General features: G+C 40.2%; 16 protein-coding genes. 5 read left to right on the top strand and 11 right to left on the bottom strand.

Annotation, left to right across the window (positions count from 1 at the left end; genetic code table 11):
• The first annotated feature begins 143 nt into the window (after nt 1–143).
• Entirely contained in the window at nt 144–818 is a 675-nt protein-coding gene (locus AOG27_RS18795; protein WP_054554532.1) for an outer membrane beta-barrel protein, read from the top strand.
• Between the two features lie 124 nt (nt 819–942).
• Nucleotides 943–10,233, top strand: coding sequence for an Ig-like domain-containing protein (locus AOG27_RS18790; RefSeq protein ID WP_054554531.1), 9,291 nt, complete (start codon nt 943–945; stop codon nt 10,231–10,233).
• 54 nt (nt 10,234–10,287) lie between these two features.
• Here the strand turns inward: AOG27_RS18790 and AOG27_RS18785 are convergent, their stop codons facing one another.
• The 3 genes from AOG27_RS18785 to AOG27_RS18775 form a co-directional block, all read right to left on the bottom strand.
• Nucleotides 10,288–11,883 (bottom strand): AbgT family transporter, encoded by a 1,596-nt coding sequence (locus AOG27_RS18785; RefSeq protein WP_054554530.1) that lies wholly within the window; start codon nt 11,881–11,883, stop codon nt 10,288–10,290.
• A 77-nt stretch (nt 11,884–11,960) separates the two neighbouring features.
• A complete protein-coding gene (locus AOG27_RS18780) occupies nt 11,961–12,260 on the bottom strand; it encodes a hypothetical protein (RefSeq protein ID WP_054554529.1) in 300 nt (99 codons plus the stop codon).
• A gap of 7 nt (nt 12,261–12,267) precedes the next feature.
• Nucleotides 12,268–12,528, bottom strand: a complete 261-nt coding sequence (locus AOG27_RS18775; protein WP_054554528.1) for a DUF3081 domain-containing protein — start codon at nt 12,526–12,528, stop codon at nt 12,268–12,270.
• Between the two features lie 202 nt (nt 12,529–12,730).
• Between AOG27_RS18775 and AOG27_RS18770 the strand changes: the two genes are divergently transcribed.
• On the top strand, nt 12,731–13,597 hold the full coding sequence (locus AOG27_RS18770) for a TlpA family protein disulfide reductase (RefSeq protein WP_082389329.1): 867 nt from the start codon (nt 12,731–12,733) through the stop codon (nt 13,595–13,597).
• A gap of 79 nt (nt 13,598–13,676) precedes the next feature.
• Nucleotides 13,677–14,957 carry a flavohemoglobin expression-modulating QEGLA motif protein gene (locus AOG27_RS18765; protein ID WP_054554526.1) on the top strand — a complete coding sequence of 427 codons (1,281 nt, stop codon included), beginning with the start codon at nt 13,677–13,679 and terminating at the stop codon, nt 14,955–14,957.
• Between the two features lie 82 nt (nt 14,958–15,039).
• On the opposite strand, the gene AOG27_RS18760 is transcribed toward AOG27_RS18765, so the two are convergent.
• The 6 genes from AOG27_RS18760 to AOG27_RS18735 all read right to left on the bottom strand — a co-directional run bounded on the left by AOG27_RS18760 (nt 15,040) and on the right by AOG27_RS18735 (nt 21,984).
• Nucleotides 15,040–16,257, bottom strand: coding sequence for a type III PLP-dependent enzyme (locus AOG27_RS18760; protein WP_054554525.1), 1,218 nt, complete (start codon nt 16,255–16,257; stop codon nt 15,040–15,042).
• A gap of 260 nt (nt 16,258–16,517) precedes the next feature.
• Nucleotides 16,518–17,345, bottom strand: coding sequence for a hypothetical protein (locus tag AOG27_RS18755; RefSeq protein WP_054554524.1), 828 nt, complete (start codon nt 17,343–17,345; stop codon nt 16,518–16,520).
• A gap of 17 nt (nt 17,346–17,362) precedes the next feature.
• Nucleotides 17,363–18,166, bottom strand: coding sequence for a DUF1338 domain-containing protein (locus AOG27_RS18750; protein WP_054554523.1), 804 nt, complete (start codon nt 18,164–18,166; stop codon nt 17,363–17,365).
• 40 nt (nt 18,167–18,206) lie between these two features.
• Nucleotides 18,207–19,679 carry a succinylglutamate-semialdehyde dehydrogenase gene (gene astD / locus AOG27_RS18745; RefSeq protein WP_054554522.1) on the bottom strand — a complete coding sequence of 491 codons (1,473 nt, stop codon included), beginning with the start codon at nt 19,677–19,679 and terminating at the stop codon, nt 18,207–18,209.
• An 18-nt stretch (nt 19,680–19,697) separates the two neighbouring features.
• On the bottom strand, nt 19,698–20,732 hold the full coding sequence (astA, locus tag AOG27_RS18740) for an arginine N-succinyltransferase (protein WP_054554521.1): 1,035 nt from the start codon (nt 20,730–20,732) through the stop codon (nt 19,698–19,700).
• Nucleotides 20,733–20,778: 46 nt separating this feature from the next.
• Nucleotides 20,779–21,984: an aspartate aminotransferase family protein gene (locus AOG27_RS18735; RefSeq protein WP_054554520.1), complete on the bottom strand. Its 1,206-nt coding sequence runs from the start codon at nt 21,982–21,984 to the stop codon at nt 20,779–20,781.
• A gap of 204 nt (nt 21,985–22,188) precedes the next feature.
• Between AOG27_RS18735 and AOG27_RS18730 the strand changes: the two genes are divergently transcribed.
• On the top strand, nt 22,189–22,617 hold the full coding sequence (locus AOG27_RS18730; protein ID WP_054554593.1) for an Lrp/AsnC family transcriptional regulator: 429 nt from the start codon (nt 22,189–22,191) through the stop codon (nt 22,615–22,617).
• A gap of 34 nt (nt 22,618–22,651) precedes the next feature.
• Here the strand turns inward: AOG27_RS18730 and AOG27_RS18725 are convergent, their stop codons facing one another.
• Nucleotides 22,652–23,578, bottom strand: coding sequence for a hypothetical protein (locus AOG27_RS18725; protein WP_054554519.1), 927 nt, complete (start codon nt 23,576–23,578; stop codon nt 22,652–22,654).
• Between the two features lie 48 nt (nt 23,579–23,626).
• Nucleotides 23,627–25,540: a putative bifunctional diguanylate cyclase/phosphodiesterase gene (locus AOG27_RS18720; protein ID WP_054554518.1), complete on the bottom strand. Its 1,914-nt coding sequence runs from the start codon at nt 25,538–25,540 to the stop codon at nt 23,627–23,629.
• Nucleotides 25,541–26,086 lie beyond the last annotated feature (546 nt).

Genomic DNA, 26,086 nt, shown 5'->3' with positions numbered 1-26,086 from the left:
GGAAGATTCTGATTCGGATCACTCATCTTTTCATCTAATGTAAAACATAAATGCAGAGTTGATATTCTGACTTTTAAATCTACATATTATTGTATTTAAATCAATTCTGTGCCCGTTTAATTAGATTAAGAGAGTGCTTTATTTTGAACCATAAATACTTTTTAACTAAAAGTTCTAGTTGTTTTTCATGGGCTTTTATACTGATTCTTTTTTCTGGTGGCTCACTATTCAGTACAGATGGGCAAGCTAAAGAAAATAATTGGTATTTGTATGGCCAAATAGGCCACGCTTCGACTGATTTTAAGGCAGACGCTGTTAAAAATGAGCTTGTTGCACAGAGTGTCAATTATGAAAACTTATCAGTGAAAGATGCTGACGTAGGTTATCAACTAGGATTTGGATATCAGCTAGATTCTATATTTTCAGTCCAACTGGGTTATTTAGATTTTGGCGATAGAAATTTTCGTTTAACAGGAGAGGTGACTGATTTAGACAATTTTCATGATGTAATGCAAGCAACTTACCCTGAATCTGCAAAGGGGCCACACCTAGTTGTTTTAGCATCATGGCCTCTAACAAATGACCTATCACTAACAGGTAAACTTGGGTACCTTGATTGGCAACAAGATTACCAATACCAAATCAATACATCAGATGTTTTTAAAGCGAAACGCAGCGGCAATAGTGTAACTTTTGGCGGTGAAATCAGCTATTCAATATTTGAAAATACTCTACTTTTCTTAAGTTACGACCAAGCTAGGTTAGATGATTACTCAACGTCAATGTTTTCAATTGGCGCTAAGTATCAGTTTAACTAATCAACTCCAAATGTATGCAGGGGGCGTACATTTTTAATTATCTCAAGGAATAGCTGAGTCTACTTACTAAACCACTCATCGTGAATTAGCAAACAGCTTGAAGTTTCTACAGGATTAAAATGCCATGTTATCAACAATTATTAAATATTTATACTTAGTCGCACTTATTGCGCCCATGTCGATATTGGCTATGCCAATAACAATTATCGCTCCTAGTAAAACGTTTACGCTTGATGTAGAGCCCAGTGACAGTATTGGTACTCTACGACAATTAATAAGCGATGAAACGAGTATCCCGCTAGAGAGGGTGATTATCGCTCGAATCTCTGAAGCGGGTACGCTTATACTGGATGATGATAATCTTTCTTTGTCAGACAGAAACATCCAGAAGGGTGATGAATTAACAGTTACAAAGAAAAATACAGCGCCTAGTTTTTCAAGTAATGGGTGGGAATTTGTTGGTAACTCTAGGTTCACAAGAGGTGGATACTCTCCTGTGGGTATAAACATTAGCATGGATGCTAATGATGTACCCTGGGCAATTTTCTCGGGAAATTCAGATTCACCTTTAAGGGTATTAAAATTTAATGGTACGGATTGGGAACATGTCGGTAACACAGATATTACAAGTAGTATTGTTCATTACTCGGATATAATCTTTGATAATAATAACACCCCGTTTATTTGCTTCACTGATGACGGAGGATTAAGAGTACTAAGTTTTGATGGAACATCTTGGGTGGATGTTGGCTCACCTGTTTCAAGTGGGCATATTTTATACAATAATTTAGCATTTGATAATAATGGCGTTTTGCATATTGTTTATAACAATGCAAATTTTGGAAGTAAAGCTGTTGTAAAAAAATATGATGGTAATCACTGGGTAAGTGTTGGTATAGAGGGGTTTACGCCATCAGAGGCAACCTATACTGAAATTGCTTTTGATAGCTCAAATACGCCTTACGTTTCATTTAGAGATTACTCTCACTCTAGTACTGGAGCTTCAGTGATGTCGTTTAATGGCTCATCTTGGGTATATGTCGGCGAACCAGGTATTTCAGATACCAGTGCAATTGAACCGTCAATAGCAATTGATAGTAATGACAATATTTTTTTAAGCACTAGAACTGAAAATAGTAGCTCTGCTAACGGGCTCGGTATTTATAAATTTGATGGAACAAGTTGGTCTTTAGTTGTTGAGGATGTATCTGGAGGTGGTGCAGGTTTCCCTAAGCTTGAATTTGGTGAGAATGACATACCATTTTTATTTTTCATAGATAATGAAGCCGATCAATTTGGGGGCAGCGTTATAACATTCGAAAATAATGCTTGGCAGTTTGTTGGGAGAAGAGTGTTTGCTCCAGGAATTACGACCTACAGCCATTTTGCCCTTGATAGCCAAAATACACCATATGTTATTTATTTTGAGGGTACTTCAACTTTTTTTGCCAGTGTAATGAAATATGCAACAACAACATTCTCAGATTCATCTAGAATAATTACTCAAGGAGACTCAATAGGAGATCCGTTTGCTGATTTCATAATATCAGACGAAGACGCTGACGATGTGGTGTTAACGATTACACTTTCGGATACCAACGCAGGGAGCTTTTCAGGTAATGCAAGCGGTGGGGCTGATTATAACTACGAGCCAAGCAGCGGTGTATTAACAGTCTCTGGAAGTGTTAGTGATGTAAAAGCAACAATCAAAAATTTAACCTTCAATCTTGATAGTAACTATACTGGTGAATTCACATTCACTAACGAACTGACTGATGGCACAGAGAGCGCCTCGCCGGTAACTTTAACTTATAACGTAGTTACACCTAACAAAGCGCCGTCAGTTTCTGTTAATAAAGGCCTTTCAATCGATGAAGGTACTACAAAACTAATTTCTACACTTGACTTATCAGCCTCAGACCCTGATGACACAGGCGCAGAGCTTACATTTACACTTAAATCAGCACCAAGCAATGGCAGTTTGTTTGTTGATACGAATAATAATGGCAGCTTAGACTCAGGCGAAGCGCTTGCTGTAAATGGCACGTTTACCCAGCAAACGCTGTATGATTCAAACCTTTACTACAAACACAATGGTTCTGAGACTAACTCTGATAGCTTCACGTTTGACCTAGCCGATGGCTTGGAAGATGGTGTTGAGCCAGTTACCAATCAAAATTTTGCTATCTCGATTTCATTAACGAATGATGCGCCAGTGATAACCAATAAGCTCAAATGGGATTTTGTGGGTAATGCGGCTTTTTCTAAAGCGTATGCCGAAGAAATTGAAGTTAAATTAGATAATAATGATGTTCCTTATGTGGTTTTCGCGGATTATCTCGATGATAAAACCGGTGTGACTGTAATGAAATTAGAGGGTGATTCTTGGCAATATGTAGGGCCTCGAAATTTCTCAGCGGGGTCTGTCGGCCATCATAAAATTGCGATAGACAGTCACAATACCCCTTATATCATCTATCAGGATAGATCACTTGGAGGTAAAACTGTTGTACAAAAGTTTATCAACGGCAGTTGGCTAGTTGTAGGCGAGGGGCCTGTTAGTCTAGATCAAGCAAAGCATACTGCAATTGCAATTGATAGTGCAGACAACCTATATGTTGCTTATCAGGATTTTGGTTATTCTAATAAAGCTATTGTAAAAAAATGGGATGGTACAAATTGGCTTACTGTGGGTGGCACTGATTTTACACCTAGTGATCCAAGGTATCTCTCACTAGCATTTGATGACAGTAACACACCTTACCTTGCATATGTTGATCATGGTAAGTCTGATAGCGGCAATGTTAAAAAGTTAGTCAATAATAATTGGGAACAAGTAGGGCCTGTGAACTTCTCTGAAGATGTTATTAATCTTGACTTAGCTTTTAATAATAATATCCCTTACCTTGCTTACAATTCCAGCGCACGTATTCCTTCAGTAAGAACATTCGATGGGACAGATTGGGTCTTTTTAGGCGAAGCAGGCATATCTAAAGGAAGAGTTGGTCAACTCGATATTGAGTTTGACAGTAATAATAACCTTTATGTCGCTTTTACAGACTATGAAGAAAACAGAAAAGCTACAGTGATGAGATTTAATGGCACAGGTTGGCATTCGATGACTCAGTCAGGCTCTACATCAGATAGAGCAGTTAATGTTACACTCGCTATTGCGAGTGACGACAGCTTATATATTTCTTTCACTGATTTTATTAATGATCTCAAGGCTTCGGCGATGAAATCCAGCCGAGCAGTATTTGATAGTTATGCGCTTTCTGTTGCAGAAGACAGCGACGCAAGCTTACTATTCGATAATTATCAAATCACCGATGAAGAAGGTGATGATGTTACCCTGACAATTACACTTGCTAATAACACATCTGGCTTACTAGCAGGCGCGGCGAGTGGTAGTGCCGTCGTTAATTATAATAATGACAATGCGACACTAACAGTCAGTGGATCCCTCGCGGATGTCACCACTACACTTGCAAATTTATCATTTAAACCAGCGGCTAATTTTTCTGGCTCACTGGGTATTACATTTAACTTAACTGATGGCAGCAATAGTATAACGCCAGTGAATGGCACGATTACGGTGATTGGTGTAAATGACGCGCCGAGCATTTCATCAATTGCGGTTACTCAAGCAACAGAAGATACGCTTTATTCGTATCAACTAACAGTATCTGATGCTGATAAGGACGATACATTTACATACAGAGCGACCCAATTACCAAGTTGGTTATCGCTAAACCCATCCGGTCTGCTGGCGGGTACACCGACTAATGATGATGTAGGTGATCATACGGTGACTATATCAGTGACCGATCAGGCAAATGCAAGTGACATTCAATCATTCACGATTTCGGTTGAAAACGTGAATGACAAGCCTGTGATTTCTTCCACGCCGATTAGAGCAGCAACACAAGACCAGCCATACAGCTACACCCTTGTTGCGAGCGATATCGATAAAGGCGATACGTTGACTTATACAGCAACGAAGATCCCTGGATGGTTAGGCTTTACAAGGTCTACGGGCGAACTGTATGGTACCCCAAATAAGCATACCATTGGTACATATGCCATTACTTTAACTGTTACTGACAGTACTGGCGCATCTGTTTCGCAATCATTCTCTATCACGGTTGAAAATGTGAATGACGCGCCGGAAATTTCTTCTGTGCCAATCACATCGGCAACCGAAGACAGTTTTTATAGTTACACGTTAACAGCAAAGGATGCTGACAAAGGTGATACCCTAACGTATGCGGCAACGAAGCTCCCTAATTGGTTGACGATCAACCCATCAACGGGCGTACTTTCTGGAACACCAAGCAATGATGATGTGGGTGAGCATGCTGTTACTTTGAGCGTCAAAGACGGTGCTAATGCACTTGATACTCAATCATTCACTATCTCGGTTGTAAACGTGAATGACGAGCCGGTGATTTCTTCAACGCCAATTACAGTGGCAACGGAGGATAATCGCTATATCTATACCTTGAACGCAAGCGATGTCGATAAAGACGATACCTTGAAGTATGGAGCAACAAACTACCCTGACTGGTTGGTGTTTAACCGTTCAACAGGTGTGCTTACTGGTACGCCTCGCAATGATGATGTCGGTGTGCACTCTGTGACGCTAACCGTCACTGACAGTGCCAATGCAACGGTTGAGCAAACTTTCACTATTACGGTTGAGAACGTGAATGACGCGCCCGATGTGCAAAATGACATCGCCAGTGTTGATGAAGATAATAGTGTTGCGATTGATATTCTTGCCAATGACAGTGATGTCGATAGTAAGCTAAACCCAGCAAGCGTGATGATTGTTACAACGCCAACACAAGGTCAAACTAGCTTGAATACGGCAAATGGTGTGATCACTTATACGCCGAATGAGAATATTAACGGGACCGATACATTTAGCTATACAGTCGATGACATAGAGCATGGCCGTTCTGATGTGGCGACGGTGACCATTACTATTAATCCTGTTAATGACGCGCCTCTTGCAAATAGCGATAGCGCGATGACCGAAGAAGACATGGCCATTGAAATTGATGTTGCACTAAACGATGCTGATATTGACGAAGGAGACTCACTCGACTTATCAAGCTTAGCAGTCGTTTCTGCACCTGAAAATGGTCAAGCAAATGTTCAAAACGAGCGCATTGTTTACACGCCTACGTCTAACTTTAATGGTAGCGATACATTTACGTATCGTATTGCAGATAAAGCAGGTGCAGTGTCAAATATTGCACGTGTTTTAGTGACTATCGGTGAAGTTAATGATGCACCAGTGGCGACCAATGATTTAGGTGTACTTGATGAAGATACATCAATTGAGTTGTCTATTCTTGACAACGATATTGATGTTGATAGTGAGTTGCTTACAGAGAATGTGACGATAACGCAAGCCCCTAAGCATGGCGAGCTAACTGTCAATAAAGAGTTAAGCACAATCCGCTTTACACCACATTCAGATTTCTTTGGTACTGATAGCTTTGAATATAGTGTCAAAGATGATCAGTTTTTAATGTCAAATATTGCGACAGTCACTTTAACGGTAAATAGTGTGAATGATGCGCCAGTTGCACAAAATGACACTGCCGTATTACTTGAAGACACATCTCATAATATCAATGTGTTAGGTAACGATAGCGATGTTGATGGCACCCTTGATAAGACGAGTCTAGAAGTTGTTATACAGCCTGAACACGGTAATGTACAAGTGAACAATGGCGTGTTCAGTTACACACCAGATAGTAATAGTTATGGAGCAGACACATTTACTTATCGTGTTAAAGACGATTTAGGCCTTTGGTCAAACCATGCAGAGGTGTTCATTACGGTGACAGCTGTTAACGATGCACCATTAGCAAATAATGATGTGATCCAGACCAATGAAGATGAGAGCGTGATTATTGATGTGACGCAGAATGATTCAGACATTGATGGTCATCTTGATGAGGATTCAGTGAATATTGTAACAAACCCTGCATTTGGTCATATTACCAATAATGTAGATGGTACAGTTACTTATACGCCTATTAGCAATTATGTGGGCTTTGATTCATTTACTTACTCTGTACTTGATAATGAAGGTGCACAGTCAAACACAGCCTCAGTGACTATCACCATGTTAGCAGTCAATGATGCGCCTGTTATTGAATCTCACCCGGTCACGTCGGCTACACAAGATGAAGCGTATAGTTATGTTGTTACTGTTAAAGATATAGACAGTGCAGATAGCTATAAATTAAGTGCGCTAGAGCTGCCAAGTTGGCTTGATTTTGACCCTACAACAGGCGAGCTAAGCGGTACGCCGAGTAATGATGATGTAGGTACTCATAGTATCAACTTAGTTGCCACTGATGCAGGAGGGTTAACCGATACTCAAACCTTTGCTATCACAGTGGCCGATGTTAACGATGAAGCCACGGGCGGGATCAGTATTACTGGTGAAGCAAAAGAAGGTGAAACCTTAGCTGTTGAGTCGACAATCGAAGACCCAGATGGCGTAGGTGAGTTTACCTACCAATGGATGCGTAACGGCGAAATCATTACTGGTGCAACGCTTGCAGAGTACATGCTAACCGAAGCTGATATTGGCGCGACAATCACAGTTGTCGTAACCTATGTTGATGGCCATGGTAATACAGAAACCTTTACCTCAGATGCAACCAGTGTTGTCATTATCGCGAATGTTGCACCGGTTACCCATGACGAACAGTTCAGCATGGATGAAGATGAAAGCATTACCTTTTCGCTAAACTATTTCGACGAAAACGGTGATGAGGTTACGCTTAATCTTGTGACACCTGTGAGTAATGGTACATTGATAATGGATGCAAACCATCTGGTGTATCAACCAAACGCTGACTTCAATGGTACTGATAGTTTCAGTTACACCGTATCGGATGGCATGCTGAACTCTAATATTGCGACAGTAACTATTGTCGTTAACGCAATCAATGATGCGCCAGTGTCTATGCCAGATAACTTTACCATCAATGCGGATTTAAATGAGTATGTGGTGCTTGATGTGCTCGCAAACGATATTGATGTTGACGGTGATGAACTTACTCTTGTTAAGGCAACCGTGAGTGCTGGCACGATCCGCATTGTCGATAACAAACTAGAGTACTTAGCCCCAGTTGGCTTGAATGCTGATGTTGTAATTACTTATCAAATTAAAGATTCAAATGGTGAAGTGGTTGAAGTCACATTGGTGGTATCTGTTGTGTCTACGGCAGCTGAAATTACGATTACAGCACCAGAAGACAAAACAATTGCATCTAAAGGTCTTTTCACCAAAGTGAATATGGGCACTGCTATTGCGAAGGATGCACTGGGTAACCCAGTTCGTGTCACCGCAAGCTCAAAAGGTTTCTTTGCACCGGGGACTCACACTGTGATTTGGAGCGCCGGGGAAGGCGATGATCAAGTTTCTGCAACGCAGTTAATCAATGTTATTCCTCAGGTTAACTTTAGTAAAAATCAAACTGCAACTGAGGGGACGGCCGTTTCTATTAAAGCAATTCTCAATGGTGATGCCGTTAACTACCCAGTGGTTGTGCCATATACAGTATCTGGAGATGCGCTAGAGGGTGCAGACCATGACCTAGTTGAAGGTGAATTTAGATTTGAAAAAGGGCAACGTGAAGCGAGTCTGATTGTTAACGTGTCATCTGATGACATTGATGAGAAGTCTGAAACACTGGTTCTTCAGTTTTCAACGCCTGAGAATGCTGTTGTCGGTCCATTAGGTGAGCATACTCTTACCATCGAAGAGGGGAATGTTGCGCCAAGCATTGAGGTCTTTGCAAATCAGCAAGGGATAGTGACGCGAATCATAAATAGACAAGGTGGTGATGTAACGTTAACGACACTAGTAACGGATGCAAACCTAACCGATACACACATATATGGTTGGTTAACGTCTGATAGTGCCATTGTCGATACTGACAGTGTTGAAGAGAGTTTTACTTTTGATCCACAACTTCTTGAGCTAGGGACGTATCAATTTGAAGTCGGCGTGTTTGACGGACAACAAGCGGGTTCTTCACTATTAGAACTGACTATTGTTGACTCAATGCCTCAATTATCTTCTGAAGATACTGACTTTGATGGTATTCCTGATAATGAAGAAGGTTACGGGGATGCTGATAATGATGGCATACCTGATTATTTAGATGCTGATTCGTTAGCGCTCAACGTTGTACAAGAAAAACTGAACGAAAGTGAATTTTTCTTAATGGAAACCGAGCCAGGTTTGCAACTTAGCCTAGGTCATGTAGCGTTTGTAGCACATGGCACCAATACCGGAGTGTCAGAGCAAGAAGTAATGCATTACGGGAATTATGGTTCAGGTGCCACAGCAGATGCTGGATTTGATTATGCTAGCGGAGTCTTTGACTTTAACGTTAGCCAAATCCCCGTAGCGGGTCAGTCAGTCGGCATTGTTATAGCTCAGTTTGCACCTATTCCGAGCAATGCTGTATATCGTAAGCTAATGCATACCGGATGGACTGAGTTTGTCGTAGATAGTCGCAATAGTATTGCATCAGCACCTGGTGCAGAAGGCTTCTGTCCACCACCACATGATGCTCAGTATACCCAAGGATTAACTGAAGGACATTGGTGTGTTCAACTTACTATTGAAGACGGTGGCCCAAATGACGCCGACGGAAAAGTAAATCGTATCATCGAAGATCCAAGTGGTATTGCCAGTACAATGAGTACAAATACTCAACCGGTTGCTGAAGATGATATGGTTAGGGTTAAACGCAACATTAGTACATATCTTGATGTACTCTCGAATGACACAGATGCGAATGATGATTCGTTAATTCTGACATCCGCAGCAGTAGACATTGGTGAAGTAAGTATTGTTAATAATTTACTTTATTTTGTCCCGCAAGCAGAGCACCTAGGAATTGCAACGATTAGTTATAGCATTTCAGATAGTCAGGGAGGGGCTGATTTTGCGACAGTGATAGTTGACGTCGTAGCCAATGAAGCGCCGATGATAGATGCCATCATTGATGTTAGCACCGATGATCAAAGTCCAGTCACGATTGATATTTTGGCAAATGTGACAGATGAAGATAATAATGACTTCACTATAATTTCAGCCACAGCAGAGAATGGCAGTGTGGTCATTAACGATGATGGGACGATTACCTATACTCCAAATGCAGGTTTTGAAGGTACTGACACAGTCACCTTTGTTATCTCAGATGGTGATGGCGGAACAACACAAGGACAATTTAATGTGGTTGTTAAAGCGTATAAGCAGGTGAGTGTAGAACACAAAACCAGTGGCGGTGGTACGCTGCCAATGAGCTTAATCTTGTTATTATTCGCATTGACAATGATAAGACGCAGTTATTATCGAACATATCGATAAACATTAAAAAGCCAAGCTTCAAAGCTTGGCTTTTTTACACCTTTAAGAAGCGCTTTAAGGCTGATAGTAAATCGGTGATTCAGGGCCAACTGGGAAACCCAGAACAAATACCCATAAGTAGAATAACGCGACCCAACCAATAAAGAAGATCATGCTGTAAGGAAGCATGGTCGCAACCAATGTACCAATCCCCATGTCTTTCTTATACTTAGTGGCAACAGCCAGTATCAAGCCAAAATAGCTCATCATTGGGGTGATAAGGTTAGTAACCGAGTCACCAATTCGGTACGCCGCTTGAATAGTCTCTGGCGCATAGCCGATTAGCATTAACATTGGCACGAAGATGGGGGCCGTTACAGCCCATTGTGCAGATGAAGAACCTAAGCTTAAGTTTACTAATGCACACATTAAAATGAATAGCACGAATACTTCAGGGCCTGTTAGGTTTAATGCTTGTAAAAGAGCTGCACCGTTAATGGCTAAAATTGTACCTAGGTTGGTCCACTTAAAGAAGGCAACGAATTGTGCTGCAAAGAAAACCAGCACAATGTACATCCCCATCGAGCTCATGCTTTTACTCATGGCATCGATGACATCTTTATCGTTTTTCATGGTGCCAACAACGCGGCCGTATACAAAACCCGGAATACCGAAAGTCACAAAGATAAAGACCACAATGCCTTTTAAAAATGGCGAGTGTGCAACAAGGCCTGTTTCCGGGTTACGTAAAATGCCGTCTTCAGGAACAATTGTCCAAGCAAGTAATAATGACACCACTAACAGTGACACACCTGCCCACTTAAGACCTGATTTTTCTTTATCGGTTAAACCGGCAATATCATTTTTAGGCAAATCGTTGCTTGCTTCATCAGGGTTGTACTTACCAAGACGTGGCTCAACGATTTTCTCGGTAACGAATGTGCCTAAAATGGCAATTAAAAATACCGAAATCATCATGAAATACCAGTTTGCTTCAGCGCCAACTTGGTAATTTGGATCAATCATTTGTGCTGCTGGCGTGGTGATACCTGCAAGTAGGGGGTCAATGGTGCCGAGTAATAAATTGGCACTGTAACCACCTGAAACACCGGCAAATGCCGCAGCAAGACCGGCAAGAGGGTGACGACCAAGGCTATGGAATATCATGGCTGCTAATGGAATTAGTACGACGTAGCCAAGTTCCGATGCCGTATTTGATAAAATCGCAGCAAACACCACCATAAAAGTAACTAAACGCTTTGATGCGCCCATTACCATGCCGCGCATTGCAGCAGAGAGTAAACCTGAGTGTTCTGCAACACTTACACCTAATAAAGCGACTAATACCGTACCAAGTGGTGCAAAGCTGGTGAAGTTTGTAACAAGGCCAGTAACGATACGCTGCAGGCCTTCGGCACTGAGTAGGCTGACAACTTCAATAACACCATCAGGGTCACGACCAGCAGCGCCTTCAGGGCGAGGGTCGATAGCGCTTAAACCATACCAATCGGCAATGCCGCTAAAAACGATAATAGCAACGCAGAACATTGCAAATAAAGTGATAGGGTGGGGGAGCATATTACCCAAAAATTCAACGGTGGCTAAAAATCGGTTAAACAACCCATTATTGCCACCCTCATGGGTGTTGTGAGAGTTTATAGTTTTTGACATGTCCAGTTCTCGTTATTTCAAAATGGCGCTAACCTAGCATTTTTTACCGGACAGATCATGTTTTAGCGGTGGGAGAACTAATAGGTACGTTCCAAAATGCCCTTGTATAGCAAGGGATAGCGGCGCAAACGTTTGCCAATGTAATCATCGGCTAGAATTTGCGCACAGATTTGCTCTACATCGTTACTTGCTTCAAATACCCAATCAAAGCGCTCAATAGCTAGTAGAAAACCACGCTTGAGGAACTGTTGTTCACGATAGTAACTAAGGTTTTCGCGAATGATATCTAACTTATCTGGGTTAGATTTTAGCTCATTAATAACTTGGTTAATAAACGCTTGCTGTTGCTTTGACTCAGCTTTTACCCGTCGTTTCATTACTTCTTTACAGTTCCTGTTCTGCGATATAAAGCACTTTCTTTAAAAAGTCCTCTTTGTTCTTTTCATGTTGATAGTCAAGGTGATAAGTATTGTGAAAACCAAAGCGCAGTAACACGCCACTGCCTTTTAGATAGACCGTATAACCATCGATATCCGAAAAAGCGCAAATACCCTCATAAAGCTTTCCATCTTCATGGTCTTCACCGTGTTGTATGATTTTTTCATACACTGAGAGGATCAATTTACCGTCTAGTTCATTTTTCATGATAACTCCTTTTTGAAGTAATACGTTTCAGATCTATAAAAAGTTTAGTGCTATTTTATGTCGGTATTAATTGTGTTGTTGTATTTTTAAAACCTTACTTTGCGATAAATCAGTAAAATCACATTTAGATAGCAGATGTCGAAAATTTACAATATTTTCTCTTACCTTAAACTTAAGATAGATTTTATTTGAGGGACACACAATGAAATATAAGTTTATACCCCTGATACTACTAACAGGCTTGTTGCTTGTAAGCAAAAGCATATCAGCAAATACAGCTCCCCTGATGTTAGAAAATGAAGCGGGGAAAATAGTTAAACTTGACAGCTACTTAGGCAAGAAGCCCGTTTACTTAAAGTTTTGGGCGACTTGGTGCAAGCCATGTATGGAGCAAATGCCACATTTTCAGCATGCATATGAGCAATATGGCGATAAAATTCAATTTGTGGCTATTAATATTGATCTCAATGATGATGCAGACGCTGTTGCTAAGGTTAAAGAGCGTTTTTCACTTACTATGCCAATTTTTACTGATCACACAGGGCAAGTTGCTAAACATTATGAATTTATGGGCACCCCTTTTCATGTATTGATTGATAGTGATAAAAAGGTGATTTTTCAAGGCCACGAAGCTGATAAACCGCTTGATAACACATTACGTTTGTTATCACACAATGGCAAAGTTGATGAAGCGCGCTTATTAAATGAAAAGCAAGGCCAAGCCACTCCTTTGGTTATTCCGAACAAAGGAAAAAAAGCCGTATTATTTACCGCAACATGGTGCGACTGGTACTTAGCCGACACGCGCCCTGCAATGGCAAAACAGTGTGAATTAGCACAGCAACATGTTAATCAGTTGGCAGAGCAAGGAGTTGATGTCGAGGTTAAAGTGAGTCAGTTATGGACTGACCAAAGCGCAGTGCAAGAATATGTTGATAAATTCTCTGCAACCATGCCAGTTTCAATCGATTATGGTAATGATTTATTTATCGAAAATGGCATTAATTCGGTACCCAGTTTACTTCTCTACAACGACGGAAAATTAGTCTCTAAAAAAGCTAAATTTTAGCTAAAAAACGCTTAATTTTGCTTTGTAATTATGCAAATTTAGCCTATGCTCTAGGCTCATTACACAGTGAGCCTAGAGCATGATAGATAAGGCATTATTAGCAAAAACACGCGAGTTATCTGACCGATTAATCGCACTGCAAACACCCATTCGTATCCTTGATGCGATTAATTGGGATAAACAAATCAAAGAAGAGTTTTTTAAGCATAAGTGCCAAAAGAACCCAACAGTTGATCAAGCCTATTACCAACAGCGTGACCTTGGTTTTGTACCAAGTGAGTTACGTCGTGCGTTTTCTGATTTAAATCGCGATATCATCAGCCAGCTAGGGCAATTAAACCCAATTGCGCAATATATGAGCAAGATGTGTACTGAATATAAAACCGTACTCAGTATGATTGAATATCGTGGTACTCCTGAATTTCATGATTTGTCTGTTGAGTTGTTTGGTCATCCAAAAGATTTATTCCATGCTGGAGAGCCTTCACTTTCTGAACTTGCAACCATGCTTGAGCAGCCGCTAAAAAGCATGCTTGATGCTGATATCTTGCCTGATGATCCAAAAAACATTGATGCAGAAGATGTAGTAAAAATTTTAGCATCACAAGTAGCTCAAACGATGCCAGGCATTGATGTTGAGGTTATTCTGAGTGATGGTATTGTGAGTGATGCTGCGGCAGGTGCAAATAATATTAAACTTAATCAAGATGTTAAATTTTCTCAAAGAGAGCTAGATATTCTTGAGGTGCATGAAGGCTGGATCCATGTTGGGACCACGCAAAATGGTCTTGCACAGCCATATTTAACTTGCTTAAGTAAAGGCACTCCGAGCTCTACGGTCACCCAAGAAGGTCTTGCTGTCTTGACCGAAATTATTACCTTAAAGTCAACGCCGCGACGTTTAGCAAAATTAGTGAACCGTATTCAAGGTATTACTAAAGTCATTGATGGCGCAGAATTTGTTGATATTTATCGTGATTATGTAGCGCAAGGGTTGAGTAAAGACGAAAGCTATACACTTACTCAACGCGTGTTTAGAGGCAGCACAGCAACAGGCTTACCTTTTACCAAAGATATCGCCTACATCAAAGGTTTCGTGTTGGTGTATAACCTTATTCGGGTTGCCATTCAATTAGGCCGAATTGATCAATTGCACTTATTATTAGTCGGTAAAATCTCAATTGATGATTTCAGGCTGATATCGCAATTACATGATTTAGGTGTGATTGAAGACCCTAAATTTATACCACCACACTTTAAAGACTTACGAGGCCTAGCAACCTGGCTAAGCTTTGGCCGTTTTATTGGTAACTTGTCGTTTGAACAATTAGAAAACGACTACAAACCACTGTTTCTTTAAGCAAAAAAATGCAGCTGGAATGAGCAGCTGCATTTTAAGAGTTAAAGCATGTTGCCTTACATGCTTTTAGTCGAGGAAACGATTAACCGGTGAGTGCGTCAACCTGCACTACATCATTCAGTACGATAACTTCTGCACGTTTGAAGAAGTTAAAATCTGTTGCTGTTGCTAATGTGTAAGCACCCATCATACGGCTGATGATTAAATCGCCATTGTTTAATTTTGGTAGCATGATTGATTCACTTACTACGTCGATGCTATCGCAAGTCGGGCCTGCTAACACGGACTCAACACGTTCGTTTGATTGTTTGAACGAGTCGATAGGGTATGAGGCTTCATCAAACAATAAACCACTGAATGATCCGTAAATACCATCATCTAAATAGTACCAAGGCTTACCATCACGCACTGCTTGACCCATGACCGATGCAACACTGGTAACCGCACTGGCTACAATAAAGCGACCTGGTTCAGCAATTACGCGAACTGTCTCTGGTAACTGTGCTAAGGCATCATTAATAGGCGCACAAAATTCCTCAATTGGCAGCACGTCTTTGTGGTAAGGCACAGGGAAGCCACCGCCAATATCAAGTGTACTAAGCGCAGGTAATCCTAATGCGGCTACGTCGTTAATCACTTGATTACATGCAGCAATGGCAGTGACATATTTAGCTGGGCTTGCTGTTTGCGAGCCAACATGGAACGACAACCCTTTAATACGAATACCTAATTGTTGCGCGTAGCTAATGATTTCAATAGCCATTGCTGGGCTACAACCAAATTTTTTCGATAAATCAGCGAATGCTTCCGCATTACGAAAACTTAAGCGAACAAGTAACTCAACCTGGTCTTTGTATGCAATGAACTTTTCTAATTCGTTGATGTTATCAACCACAAACACATTACAACCGTATTCAAGTGCATCACGAATATCACGATCACGTTTGATTGGGTGCGTGTGAATAGTACGATCACTTGGTACGCCTTGGCTAGCGACTAAGTCAACTTCACCGCTGGTTGCTAAATCAAAGCTGGCGCCTTCTTCTAAAAGCGTACGAACAACCGCAGGATGAGGAAGTGGCTTTAATGCAAAGTGTAATACAACGCCAGGCAAAGCACGGCTTAATGCACGGTATTGATGACGAATAGATTCACAATCAAGCACCATTAATGGCGCGCCATGTTGCTCAACGAGCTGCTCAATAAATTGGTTTGAAGGTTGTGCTACAGGTTCGTTTGCAGCAACCGACGCTGCAGGTACTTTGATTGTTAAATCTTGTGTAAGTGTTGAAATAGCCATTTTACTCTCCGGCAATTAAGCAACTGCTCGGAAAAAAATGGAAGTCCGAGTCAGTTGAGTGTTATTAAGCGCACAGTTTGTTCTGTGCAATCAAATACACTCTTGGATAGTTGCTCTATCGCCTTGCTACAAACAGGGTTTGTAATGTACTCGGATTGGCTATCATCAAGAAGCGGCGAGATAATAGATCTGCGTTTTTATTTGCGCAAGTGTTTTTTGCTAATATTTTGAGTTATTTTTATGCAAAAGTTAGAGGCTGCTTAGTCGTTTTGAAAGAGTATTCCATACTTATTAGAATAGGTTTCAAGCATTGAGTTTAAAACCTGCTCTGAGTTCCCTTCTTTATGGATCTGCTTTAGATATTTAGCCATTCTTTCGCTAAGCATGAAGCTATCCATTAGTTGTATAGCCTTACGGCCTTCAGGGGTTTTACTACAAGTAAAAAAACCATCAATAAATTCTGGATACTCAGCAATTTTTCTTGAAGTTAATCTTGCTAATTGCTCTGAAGATAAGTGAGCTTCTAATGCTTCTCGATAAGCTATTATGTAGTCAATGCGTTTATTCATTAATAATAAACTCAGTTGAAGAAATGCATTTTCACCATAAATATAAGCCACATTAGTTTTTTGGTTCGCAAAAACAGTATCAAGTTCGCGATAGCTTGCGGAGCCAATAACACCAAAAATTCGTTTTTTGTTTAGTAAAGTTACCACCGAGACAGGGTTTAGTTCATCTTGGATTGTTTCATTTAGAGCAAATATTTCACGTTGGACATGCATAAAAGTTGGGATGGTGGAAAAAAGCATGTTTTTAGCGCGTTTAGGCGATTTTATTGCGTTAAAAGTACAACTAGGTTCATTACTGGCTAGTCGTTTCATTAATCTTGCGTGATTTGTTAAGTCAGGTACTAAGTTAAAGTGATCAGCTAGAGCAGGCTGTAAAACATTATCAAGATGGCGGGTAAGAGTTTGTGTATCTACCTCGTTATCATAGTATGCATGAGACAAAATTGTCAGCTTAGGTTTTTCTTTTGCCGTCGCAGTGTTTAGAGTAAATAAAATTACGATAAACCCAATTAGCCTCATACATAAACTCTTTTTAGTTATCGAGCATTGGTGCTCTCAAAAATTTTGTCAGCTGATGCTGCAACAAAGCCAGTGTATAGCTCACCATCTGGTTTTGCGTAGCGCAAAGCAAACTCATAAAAACAACTTGGTACGGCAACAATACCATCGCTAAATTCAACTTCGCTGTCATCAGCAAGGGTTGAAGATTGCTCGAGTAATACCTCTGGTGAACCTTTGATTTCGCCGCCAGATGTATTTAGCGCAAAACCTGCATCTTTAAGTGCTTGGTTTACACTTTCGATATCATCGAATTTAGCTAATTCATTGATGCTCACCGTAAAGTGATTAGCACGGTAACCCCATGCTGACATCCATGCTGCATATTCACTTTCTGCGAGCAGTTTTTTGTAAGTGTCTGAACCTACTTGCCAGTGCGTACCAGAATACAGGAAATTATCGGCTGTAACAGCGTTTTCGTCAATCTGTGCAACCATGTCGTTGACAATCGTTTGCAGCTCTTCTGAACATTGCTCAACAAGTAATTCAGAAATGAAAACTTTAGGTTGCTTAGGATCTGAGTGTTCGAAGTGCTTTGCGTATAGTTTTTTCGCTTCGAAATGGTACTCGCTGCATTCTTTGTAGCCAACTGCTAAAAAGTGCGCAGCTAGTTTTTCTAAGCCGATTTTTTCATGGTTAAAAGTACGTAAAGCAATGTGATCGTTAATCACGTCATCTTTTTGTGTTGAGCCAAGTAACTCATGTACTTTTACCGCCGATGGCGTAACTGATAAATAGTTGTCCCATAGGTTTTCAAATAGGGCGTTTACATCTGTGTGCATGTTTAATTCCTTCAATTAAGGCGGCGAGGCCGCCAAACAATTATTCAATAATTAAGCCCGGCGCAAGGGTCTGTGGTAAGTTAACTTTTTCGGCTTCAACAGAAGCAACAGGGTATGCACAGTAGTCAGCAGCGTAATAAGCGCTCGCTCTGTGGTTACCACTGGCACCAATACCACCAAATGGTGCAGCGCTAGATGCGCCTGTAATTGGTCGGTTCCAGTTAACAATACCGGCACGAATACGTTTTAAGAAATGCTGGTAGTCATCGCTATCATCACTTAATAAACCAGCAGATAAACCAAATGAGGTGTTATTTGCTTCATTAATCGCGCTATCGAAATCTGTGTAGCGATAAACCTTGATAAGAGGACCAAAGTGCTCTTCATCAGGCATATCTTTAACAGCCGTTACATCAATAATACCAGGGCTTACAAAACCAGTCCCCGGTTCAAGATGCTTAAGTTCGACAAGAGAGGTTGCTCCCATATCAAGTAACTGCTGCTGAGCTGCAACCATACCTAGAGCAGCTTTTTCGCTGATCATTGCACCCATAAATGGTTGATCTTCGCTAAAGCTGTCGGCGACTTTAATTTGCTTTGTTGCAGCAATTAATTTTTCTAAAATTGCATCACCATTTGCCGAGTTTTCAATGAATAAACGACGAGAACAGGTACAACGTTGGCCAGAGGTGATGAAACCAGACTGAATAATGTCGTGAACAGCCGCACTTACATCTGCGACATCTTTTACGATCAGTGGGTTATTACCCCCCATTTCCAGCGCTAAGATTTTACCTGGATGACCTGCAAATTGCTTATGTAATAGGTGACCTGTATTTGAGCTACCCGTAAAGAATAAGCCATCAATATCTTGATGAGAGGCAAGTGCAATACCTGTGTCTACTTCACCTTGCACAAGGTTGATGACACCGGCTGGTAAGCCAGCTTTTAGCCAAAGTTTTAAAGTGAACTCAGCAACATGTGGTGTTAGTTCTGACGGCTTAAATACAACTGTATTACCCGCTAAAATAGCTGGCACAATATGGCCATTTGGTAAGTGGCCCGGGAAGTTATAAGGGCCAAACACTGCAACAACACCATGTGGCTTATGACGAATAAATGCTTTAGCGCCAGGCATTGGGTTTTCTGTGGTACCCGTACGTTCGTTATAGGCTCTGATTGAAATGGCGATTTTACCCGTCATTGCACCTACTTCAGTACGTGTTTCCCAAAGCGGTTTACCTGTTTCGCGGGCAATGATCGTTGCAAATTCCTCGCTATGCTCTTTAAGCTCTGCTGCAAAGTTTTCAAGAATAACGATACGCTCTTCAAGAGTCATATCAGCCCAGCCTAGCTGCGCACTACGAGCTGCTTTAATTGCATCGGCGACTTGATCAGCCGTGGCTGTTTTTCCTTGCCAAACAACCTCGCCATTACTTGGGTTGATTGAACTAAAATCATGACCAAGGCCTGCTTGCCATTGGTTAGCAATAAGTTGAGTTGTTACACTCATTTTAAACTCCTTAAGTGGTTACAAACGGAAAAACCGTGCTGCATCCCCTTGTTTTAATTTAAGTGCATCTGCCACTTCTTGGCTGACGATTAATGTGTGCTTAGCGTGGTTATAATGAGCATGCTTGGTGAATGTGGCTCTAAAATCATTCACGCCTTGGTTGCAAATAGCTAATGTATCTGAGCTTTGCTCATTGATATGCGCAAGCTCACCAATGCTGATAGGGCAAACTTGTGACTCACGGACACTGCGAATATTGCCAAGCTTTGCTTCTACCGTTGGTCCTGCATCGAATAAGTCAACATAACCACGGTGCTCAAACCCTTCTTTTTCCAAAAGTTTAAGCGCAGGCTTGGTTTTTTCATGAACCTTACCAATCACAGCTTGTGCTTTTTTGCTCAGTAAGTTGGCATAAATAGGGTACTTCGGCATTAACTCGCTGATGAAGACTTTATCGCCTAAACCAACTAAATGGTCAGCCTGTGGGAACTCAATGCTAAAAAAGTGTTCTTGTAACCACTGCCAAAAAGGTGAATGGCCATCTTCATCACTTACACCACGCATTTCTGCGATGATGGTGTCAGCAAAACGCTCGCTATGCTGGGCCATAAATAAAAAGCGAGAACGCGATAAAAAGCGACCTGTTAAACCTTTGCGGTTTTGCTCACGTAAGAACAAGGTACAAATTTCAGAGCAACCAGTGTAGTCATTACACATACTCAGAATATCAACCGTGTTATATACATTGAGAGTAGGTGAATGGTGAACAGTTTTACCTTGGTGGTAATGATATAAAGGAACCGACATTCCTACAGCAGCTTCGATAGCCGTTGTGCCGATAACATCACCCGTTTTACTGTCTTCTAAAACAAATAAATAGGTTTCGTCTTGTGGTTTATTAATGTCTTTTGCAAAACTGCGTTCTGCGCGTTCAATTTTTTCTTGTAGTAAATTGTCGTCAACTGGTAACGAGGTAAAACCATGACCAGATTCAACAGCAATTTGTTTTAACGCAGCAAAATCATTTGCTGTTATAGGACGTAATACTTGCATTAAGTGCACTCCAATGGCGCATGCTTTAAGCATGCGCCAACTAGGATTAACCGTTTACAACGTCTGCAACCGCTTTTTCAAAGCGAGCTAACCCTTCTTTGATATCCTCTAGAGGAATAACTAAAGATGGTGTAAAGCGCACAACGTTTGTACCAGCAACAAGGCTCATTAAACCGTGCTTAGTGCTTGCTACTAGGAAATCACGTGCACGGCCTTCAAATTTGCTGTTAAGTACTGCACCTAATAATAGACCTTTACCACGTACTTCACTAAATACGTCGTATTTTTCGTTGATTGCAGCAAAGCCATCGCGTAACAGCTGTTCGCGCTCTTTAACACCGGCTAGTACTTCTGCTGTATTAACAGTATCAAAAGCAGCTTCAGCTACCGCACATGCAAGTGGGTTACCGCCGTAAGTAGAGCCATGTGTGCCTACTTTTAAATGCGCTGCAATGCTTGCTGTTGTGATCATCGCACCAATTGGGAAACCACCGCCTAACGCTTTTGCTGTTGTTAGGATATCTGGTGTTACATCTAAGCCTTGGTATGCGTATAAATCACCTGTACGGCCAACACCTGTTTGTACTTCATCAAAAATAAGTAAAGCATTGTGTTTATCACATAATGCGCGAACACCTTTGATAAAATCGCTCGTTGGCGAAATGATACCGCCTTCACCTTGTAGTGGTTCCATCATTACGGCACAGGTGTTGTCACTGATAAGTGCTTCAAACGCAGCTAAATCGTTATAATCACAGTGTTCAACAGCAGCAGGCTTAGGACCAAAGCCGTCTGAGTAAGCAGCCTGACCACCTACGGTAACAGTGAAGAATGTACGACCGTGGAAACCTTTGTTAAACGCGATGATTTGGTTCTTTTGCTCGCCGTGTACATCTAATGCCCAACGACGCGCTAATTTTAATGCCGCTTCGTTAGCTTCTGCACCTGAGTTTGCAAAATATACTTTATCTGCAAATGTAGCGTCAGTTAACTTTTTAGCTAGGCGAAGCGCAGGTTCGTTTGTCATTACGTTTGATAAGTGCCAAATTTTTTCGCCTTGCTCTTTTAGGGCATTGACAAGCGCTGGGTGACAATGGCCTAAACAATTAACGGCAATACCACCTGCAAAATCGATAAATTCTTTACCGTTTTGATCCCAAACACGTGAGCCTTCACCGCGAACAGGAATAACCTCTGATGGGTTGTAGTTTGGTACCATTACGTCGTTAAAAAGTTCTCTTGTTACTTGCATTTATTACACCTAAATCTGGCTTAGTATGAAAAAAGTTAAATTGCAAAAAATAGGTCAGTTAAGCCGTTCCTGCCTAATTAAGCACGATGAGATTATTTTTCTTATCTATTTTTCTTATTATCTGGGTTAGGAACTTAAATTTGCAGTGCTATTTTGTGAAAAATGACTAAAATAAAAAGCAAATTAACGAAAAGAGTAGTCAAAGTGATAACTTCACAAGATGAAAAACTATTAGCTATCTTAAGAACCAACGCGCGTGCGAGTATTTCAGACCTAGCGAGGGCGCTTAACTTATCGCGCTCAACAGTTCAAAGCCGAATGTTAAAATTAGAAGAAACAGGGGTGATCAAAGGCTACAGCGTAGACTATGGAGATGCTTATTTGAGCCAAATGGTATCAGCCCACGTTTCGATTAAAGTGAAACAAAAACTGACCACCAAAACGAACCTTGAACTAAAGCAGATTGATGCTATTTCACAGCTCTATGCAATTAGCGGTGAATTTGATTTGATCGCCGTTGTGCAAGCTCAAAACCTTGAAAAGTTAAGCCACTTGTTAGATGACATTGGTAACTTAGATGGTGTTGAGCGAACAACGTCGTCGGTGATTTTAGAAACGAAGTTTAAGCGTTAACCTTAACCTTTGATTTAGTTTTTGCCTATAGAACTTAATTTGTATCAGCTTGAGGCGCTTTGCGGATGACCTTCTTTTCGACTTCATCAAGCTTTATAACATAGGCATTACCACCAATGCCTTTAAACTCTTCGTCTGTAAAAACAATCGTGTTGTCATCGTAAAAAGTGATGGCTTCTTTTTGCGTAACAATACCTAAATCAATACGTGATACATCCCCAGAAAAAAACTTATCACCCCGAAAGTTCTCAAATAACCAAATACTGGTGGAATCAAGTAGAACCAACTTAGTTCTATCTGGGCTAAGCGCCGCGGAAGTGATCCAACAAAGCTTTTCCATGGTGGTGCAAGTTTTGAACGAATCAATTAATTCAGCATCAAAATTAGCTGCATGATCGCCAACTTTGTAAACTTTAGTAATGCCATCAAATGGCTCAGTTCGATTTTTGGTAAATAGATACAAATGTCGCCCTAAGGCTACAAAGGCTTCTAAATCAAAATTTCGCTGATCAGGTTGGATGGGGCGACCATCCATTTCGGGGTATGTAAACTTGATAATCTCTGCTTCAGTGGTTTCGCCTTTAATATCGATTGGATTTTCGATTTTATAAATGGTTAACCATTTTCGGTCGTTTTTGTTATTGCCAAAATCACCCAAAAAGAAATGACCAAATTTATTTTGCGTCATATCTTCCCAATCAATGTTTTTAGCATTGGTTACCAAGATTTCTTTTGCAATAGACCCATCTTGATTAAGGCGGTACAACTTGGGTTGATCGCCACTGTCGTTTATGGCCCAAAGTCGATTAAATTTATCAAATTCAATCCCTGAGATTTCTTTGACTTTGGGGTCTACAGACAATCTTTTCTTGCTATAGAGAGTGTAAATAGATGAACCAATGAGTAGGCTAGTGATCGCAAAGGAAACTAAAAAAATGGTTAATAGGCTTTTTTTTAACATCAACTGGATAAAAGTACAGATTAATAGCTGGGATTATAGCGGTTTATGCTATTTTTGTATATTCCAAACACCACGGCCGGTGGCTGATATAAAGTTTAAGTTATCTTGCAAAACTTTGTGCCCCACATTTAAAGATGACTCTGGGTGACTTATCAAATAACCTTGAATACTGTTGATACCCATAGATTTTACCAATTCAAATTGTTTTACATCTTCAACACCTTCAGCCACGACTTTTAAACCGAGCTTAGCACCTAGCTCGCTCACAGAATGCATTATTTTATGGTATTTAGCGTTATCTTTAGCTTGCGATACGAATAGACGATCTAATTTAATAACATCAATTGGAAGATCTGCAAGCGTACTTAACGAGCTAAAGCCAGTCCCAAAGTCATCAATTGCGATAGTAATACCTTCTGCACGCAATTGTTCAAGTGTTTGAATAATCTTATTGCTTGCTTCAATAAAAGTAGATTCAGTGATTTCAAGCATTAATGCGTGGGCAGGGAGGCCTGTTTTTGATAGTTTATCCATAACCCAATCATAGATATTGCAATGCTTTAACTGTACTCCTGAGATATTTACAGATATTTTAACTTTTCTCATACCAGCGTTGTACCATGCCGACATTTGCCTACATGATTCGAGCATTATCCAGTCTCCAAGTTCTAGAATAATATTCGACTCTTCTGCGATCGGAATAAACTCCTCAGGAGAAATAAGTCCTTCTTTTGGGTGCTCCCACCTAACAAGCGCTTCAAAATAATCAATGGCGCAGTCATCAACATCAACAATAGGTTGAAACGATAAATGAAAATTTTCGCTTGCAATTGCAAGACGCATTTCGTCAAGTAAATAATGATATCGCCTAATTTTCTTGCCCATATCAGGTGAATAGACTTTAAAAATGCCTCGACCATCGGTTTTTGCTCTATACATAGCAACATCAGCCATCTGTAACAGTGATTGTGGTGTGGCTGCACTATCTGGGTAAACCGCAATGCCTATACTTGCACTAATTTTTATTAGTTTATTACCTAAAACGAAGTCACGTTCTATTTCGTGTAAAACATTTTGCGCTACATCTAAGGCTCTATTTTTACATTCTTTAAGGTCAATAAATATCGAAAATTCATCACCACCTAGTCGGGCTAAGTTTTGATCTAGTTGGCTCGTCGGAGATAAGTTAGATAACTTATGGTGTCGCATTATGCTACTTAAGCGTGATGCGACTTGCATTAGAATTTCATCCCCAAAACTATGACCAAAAGAATCATTTACTTGTTTAAAACCATCTAAGTCGATAAAAAGTAATGCGCAACGATATTTTTGTCGCTCTGCTATTCTAAGTTGTTTGGCTAAATGCTCTATGTATGCGTGGCGGTCAAGCAGGTGAGTGAGCTTATCTTGAAATATACTTATTTCAGACTCTTTAGTGTAGTTAGTGATATGCGTGCGAAGAGCGTCATAGTTGACGCGGAGTTGCTCAATATGCGGTTGTTTAGCTGTAGAGCTGGTAGCTAAGTTGAGACTTTTAAGTAAATCAGATGCTTGAGTATTAAGCAATTTGAGAGTGTAACTCTCATTTCGAGTTTGTACTCTTATATTAACTATCCAGCTTACAGCCATTATCAATAATAATAGTATAATTATATTTATTGGAGCTAACAGTGTAGATAATATTACATCTGATGAAAGTGCCGCGACAGTCAGCCCTTGCTCAGAATTTATTACTATATAGGTTTCATTCTCTTTTATTATTATGTTTTGCCCACTTAATAAAATATTATACCAAGCCGTTTTTGTTATCTGCGATTCTACACCAGTTAAATAGTACAGCTCTATTCCGCTATCAATATAATTTAAATCATTAATTTTTTTTKTTAATAAGATACTCATCCCATAAGCGAAAGCAATTATAGTAATAATAATCGTGAATGAAGTTCGTATTGCATTTGTCATCTAGAGTACCATTTTGGTGCATTTTTATAAGTTGTGCTCACCTTTATAATGTCAGTAATTATATTGTTACAGATAAGTTAGCAAAAGCGTTTTATTGATAATGGTGTTTAGATTGGTACAAAATGTGAAAATTCACATTGTTTAGAGTATAAGCTCTATTTGTGGGGTGGTAGTGAGCTAATAATATTCGCTTAGCGTTTACGATGTAAAATAAATTTACTTCACTGGAAAAACGTCCGGTTTTAAATTTTTAAAAGGTTTTTATTTTTATTTTAAAGCTGGGTCTGATGTTGGTTTGATAACTAGTTTTAAATTTTAAATTTACGATTTTGTACTTATTGTTTTTGTCTTTCTGCTTGGGTAGTTTTTAAATAAGTTAATTGGGTAGTAAAAATTAACGGTTGGTTTTGCTTTGTTTTGTAGGTTTTTTCTGGAAGGAATAACGATTTATATATGTCTCATATAGATTTATATAATTTACCTTACAGAAACAATGTAATTTATTTTTGTAAATTATATGCTTATATTTTTTACGAAATGAAATAG

Origin of the sequence: Pseudoalteromonas lipolytica, from assembly GCF_001306915.1 — a bacterium.
Classification (GTDB): Bacteria; Pseudomonadota; Gammaproteobacteria; order Enterobacterales; family Alteromonadaceae; genus Pseudoalteromonas; species Pseudoalteromonas simplex.
The sequence above is the reverse complement of the archived record's forward strand: the minus strand, read 5'-3'. Positions and strand labels throughout refer to the sequence as shown.

Coding starts and splice junctions, on each gene's coding strand:
- AOG27_RS18790 (WP_054554531.1), top strand. CDS start 943: ATGTTATCAACAATTATTAAATATTTATACTTAGTCGCACTTATTGCG.
- AOG27_RS18785 (WP_054554530.1), bottom strand. CDS start 11,883: ATGTCAAAAACTATAAACTCTCACAACACCCATGAGGGTGGCAATAAT.
- AOG27_RS18780 (WP_054554529.1), bottom strand. CDS start 12,260: ATGAAACGACGGGTAAAAGCTGAGTCAAAGCAACAGCAAGCGTTTATT.
- AOG27_RS18775 (WP_054554528.1), bottom strand. CDS start 12,528: ATGAAAAATGAACTAGACGGTAAATTGATCCTCTCAGTGTATGAAAAA.
- AOG27_RS18770 (WP_082389329.1), top strand. CDS start 12,731: ATGAAATATAAGTTTATACCCCTGATACTACTAACAGGCTTGTTGCTT.
- AOG27_RS18765 (WP_054554526.1), top strand. CDS start 13,677: ATGATAGATAAGGCATTATTAGCAAAAACACGCGAGTTATCTGACCGA.
- AOG27_RS18760 (WP_054554525.1), bottom strand. CDS start 16,257: ATGGCTATTTCAACACTTACACAAGATTTAACAATCAAAGTACCTGCA.
- AOG27_RS18755 (WP_054554524.1), bottom strand. CDS start 17,345: ATGAGGCTAATTGGGTTTATCGTAATTTTATTTACTCTAAACACTGCG.
- AOG27_RS18750 (WP_054554523.1), bottom strand. CDS start 18,166: ATGCACACAGATGTAAACGCCCTATTTGAAAACCTATGGGACAACTAT.
- astD (WP_054554522.1), bottom strand. CDS start 19,679: ATGAGTGTAACAACTCAACTTATTGCTAACCAATGGCAAGCAGGCCTT.
- astA (WP_054554521.1), bottom strand. CDS start 20,732: ATGCAAGTATTACGTCCTATAACAGCAAATGATTTTGCTGCGTTAAAA.
- AOG27_RS18735 (WP_054554520.1), bottom strand. CDS start 21,984: ATGCAAGTAACAAGAGAACTTTTTAACGACGTAATGGTACCAAACTAC.
- AOG27_RS18725 (WP_054554519.1), bottom strand. CDS start 23,578: ATGTTAAAAAAAAGCCTATTAACCATTTTTTTAGTTTCCTTTGCGATC.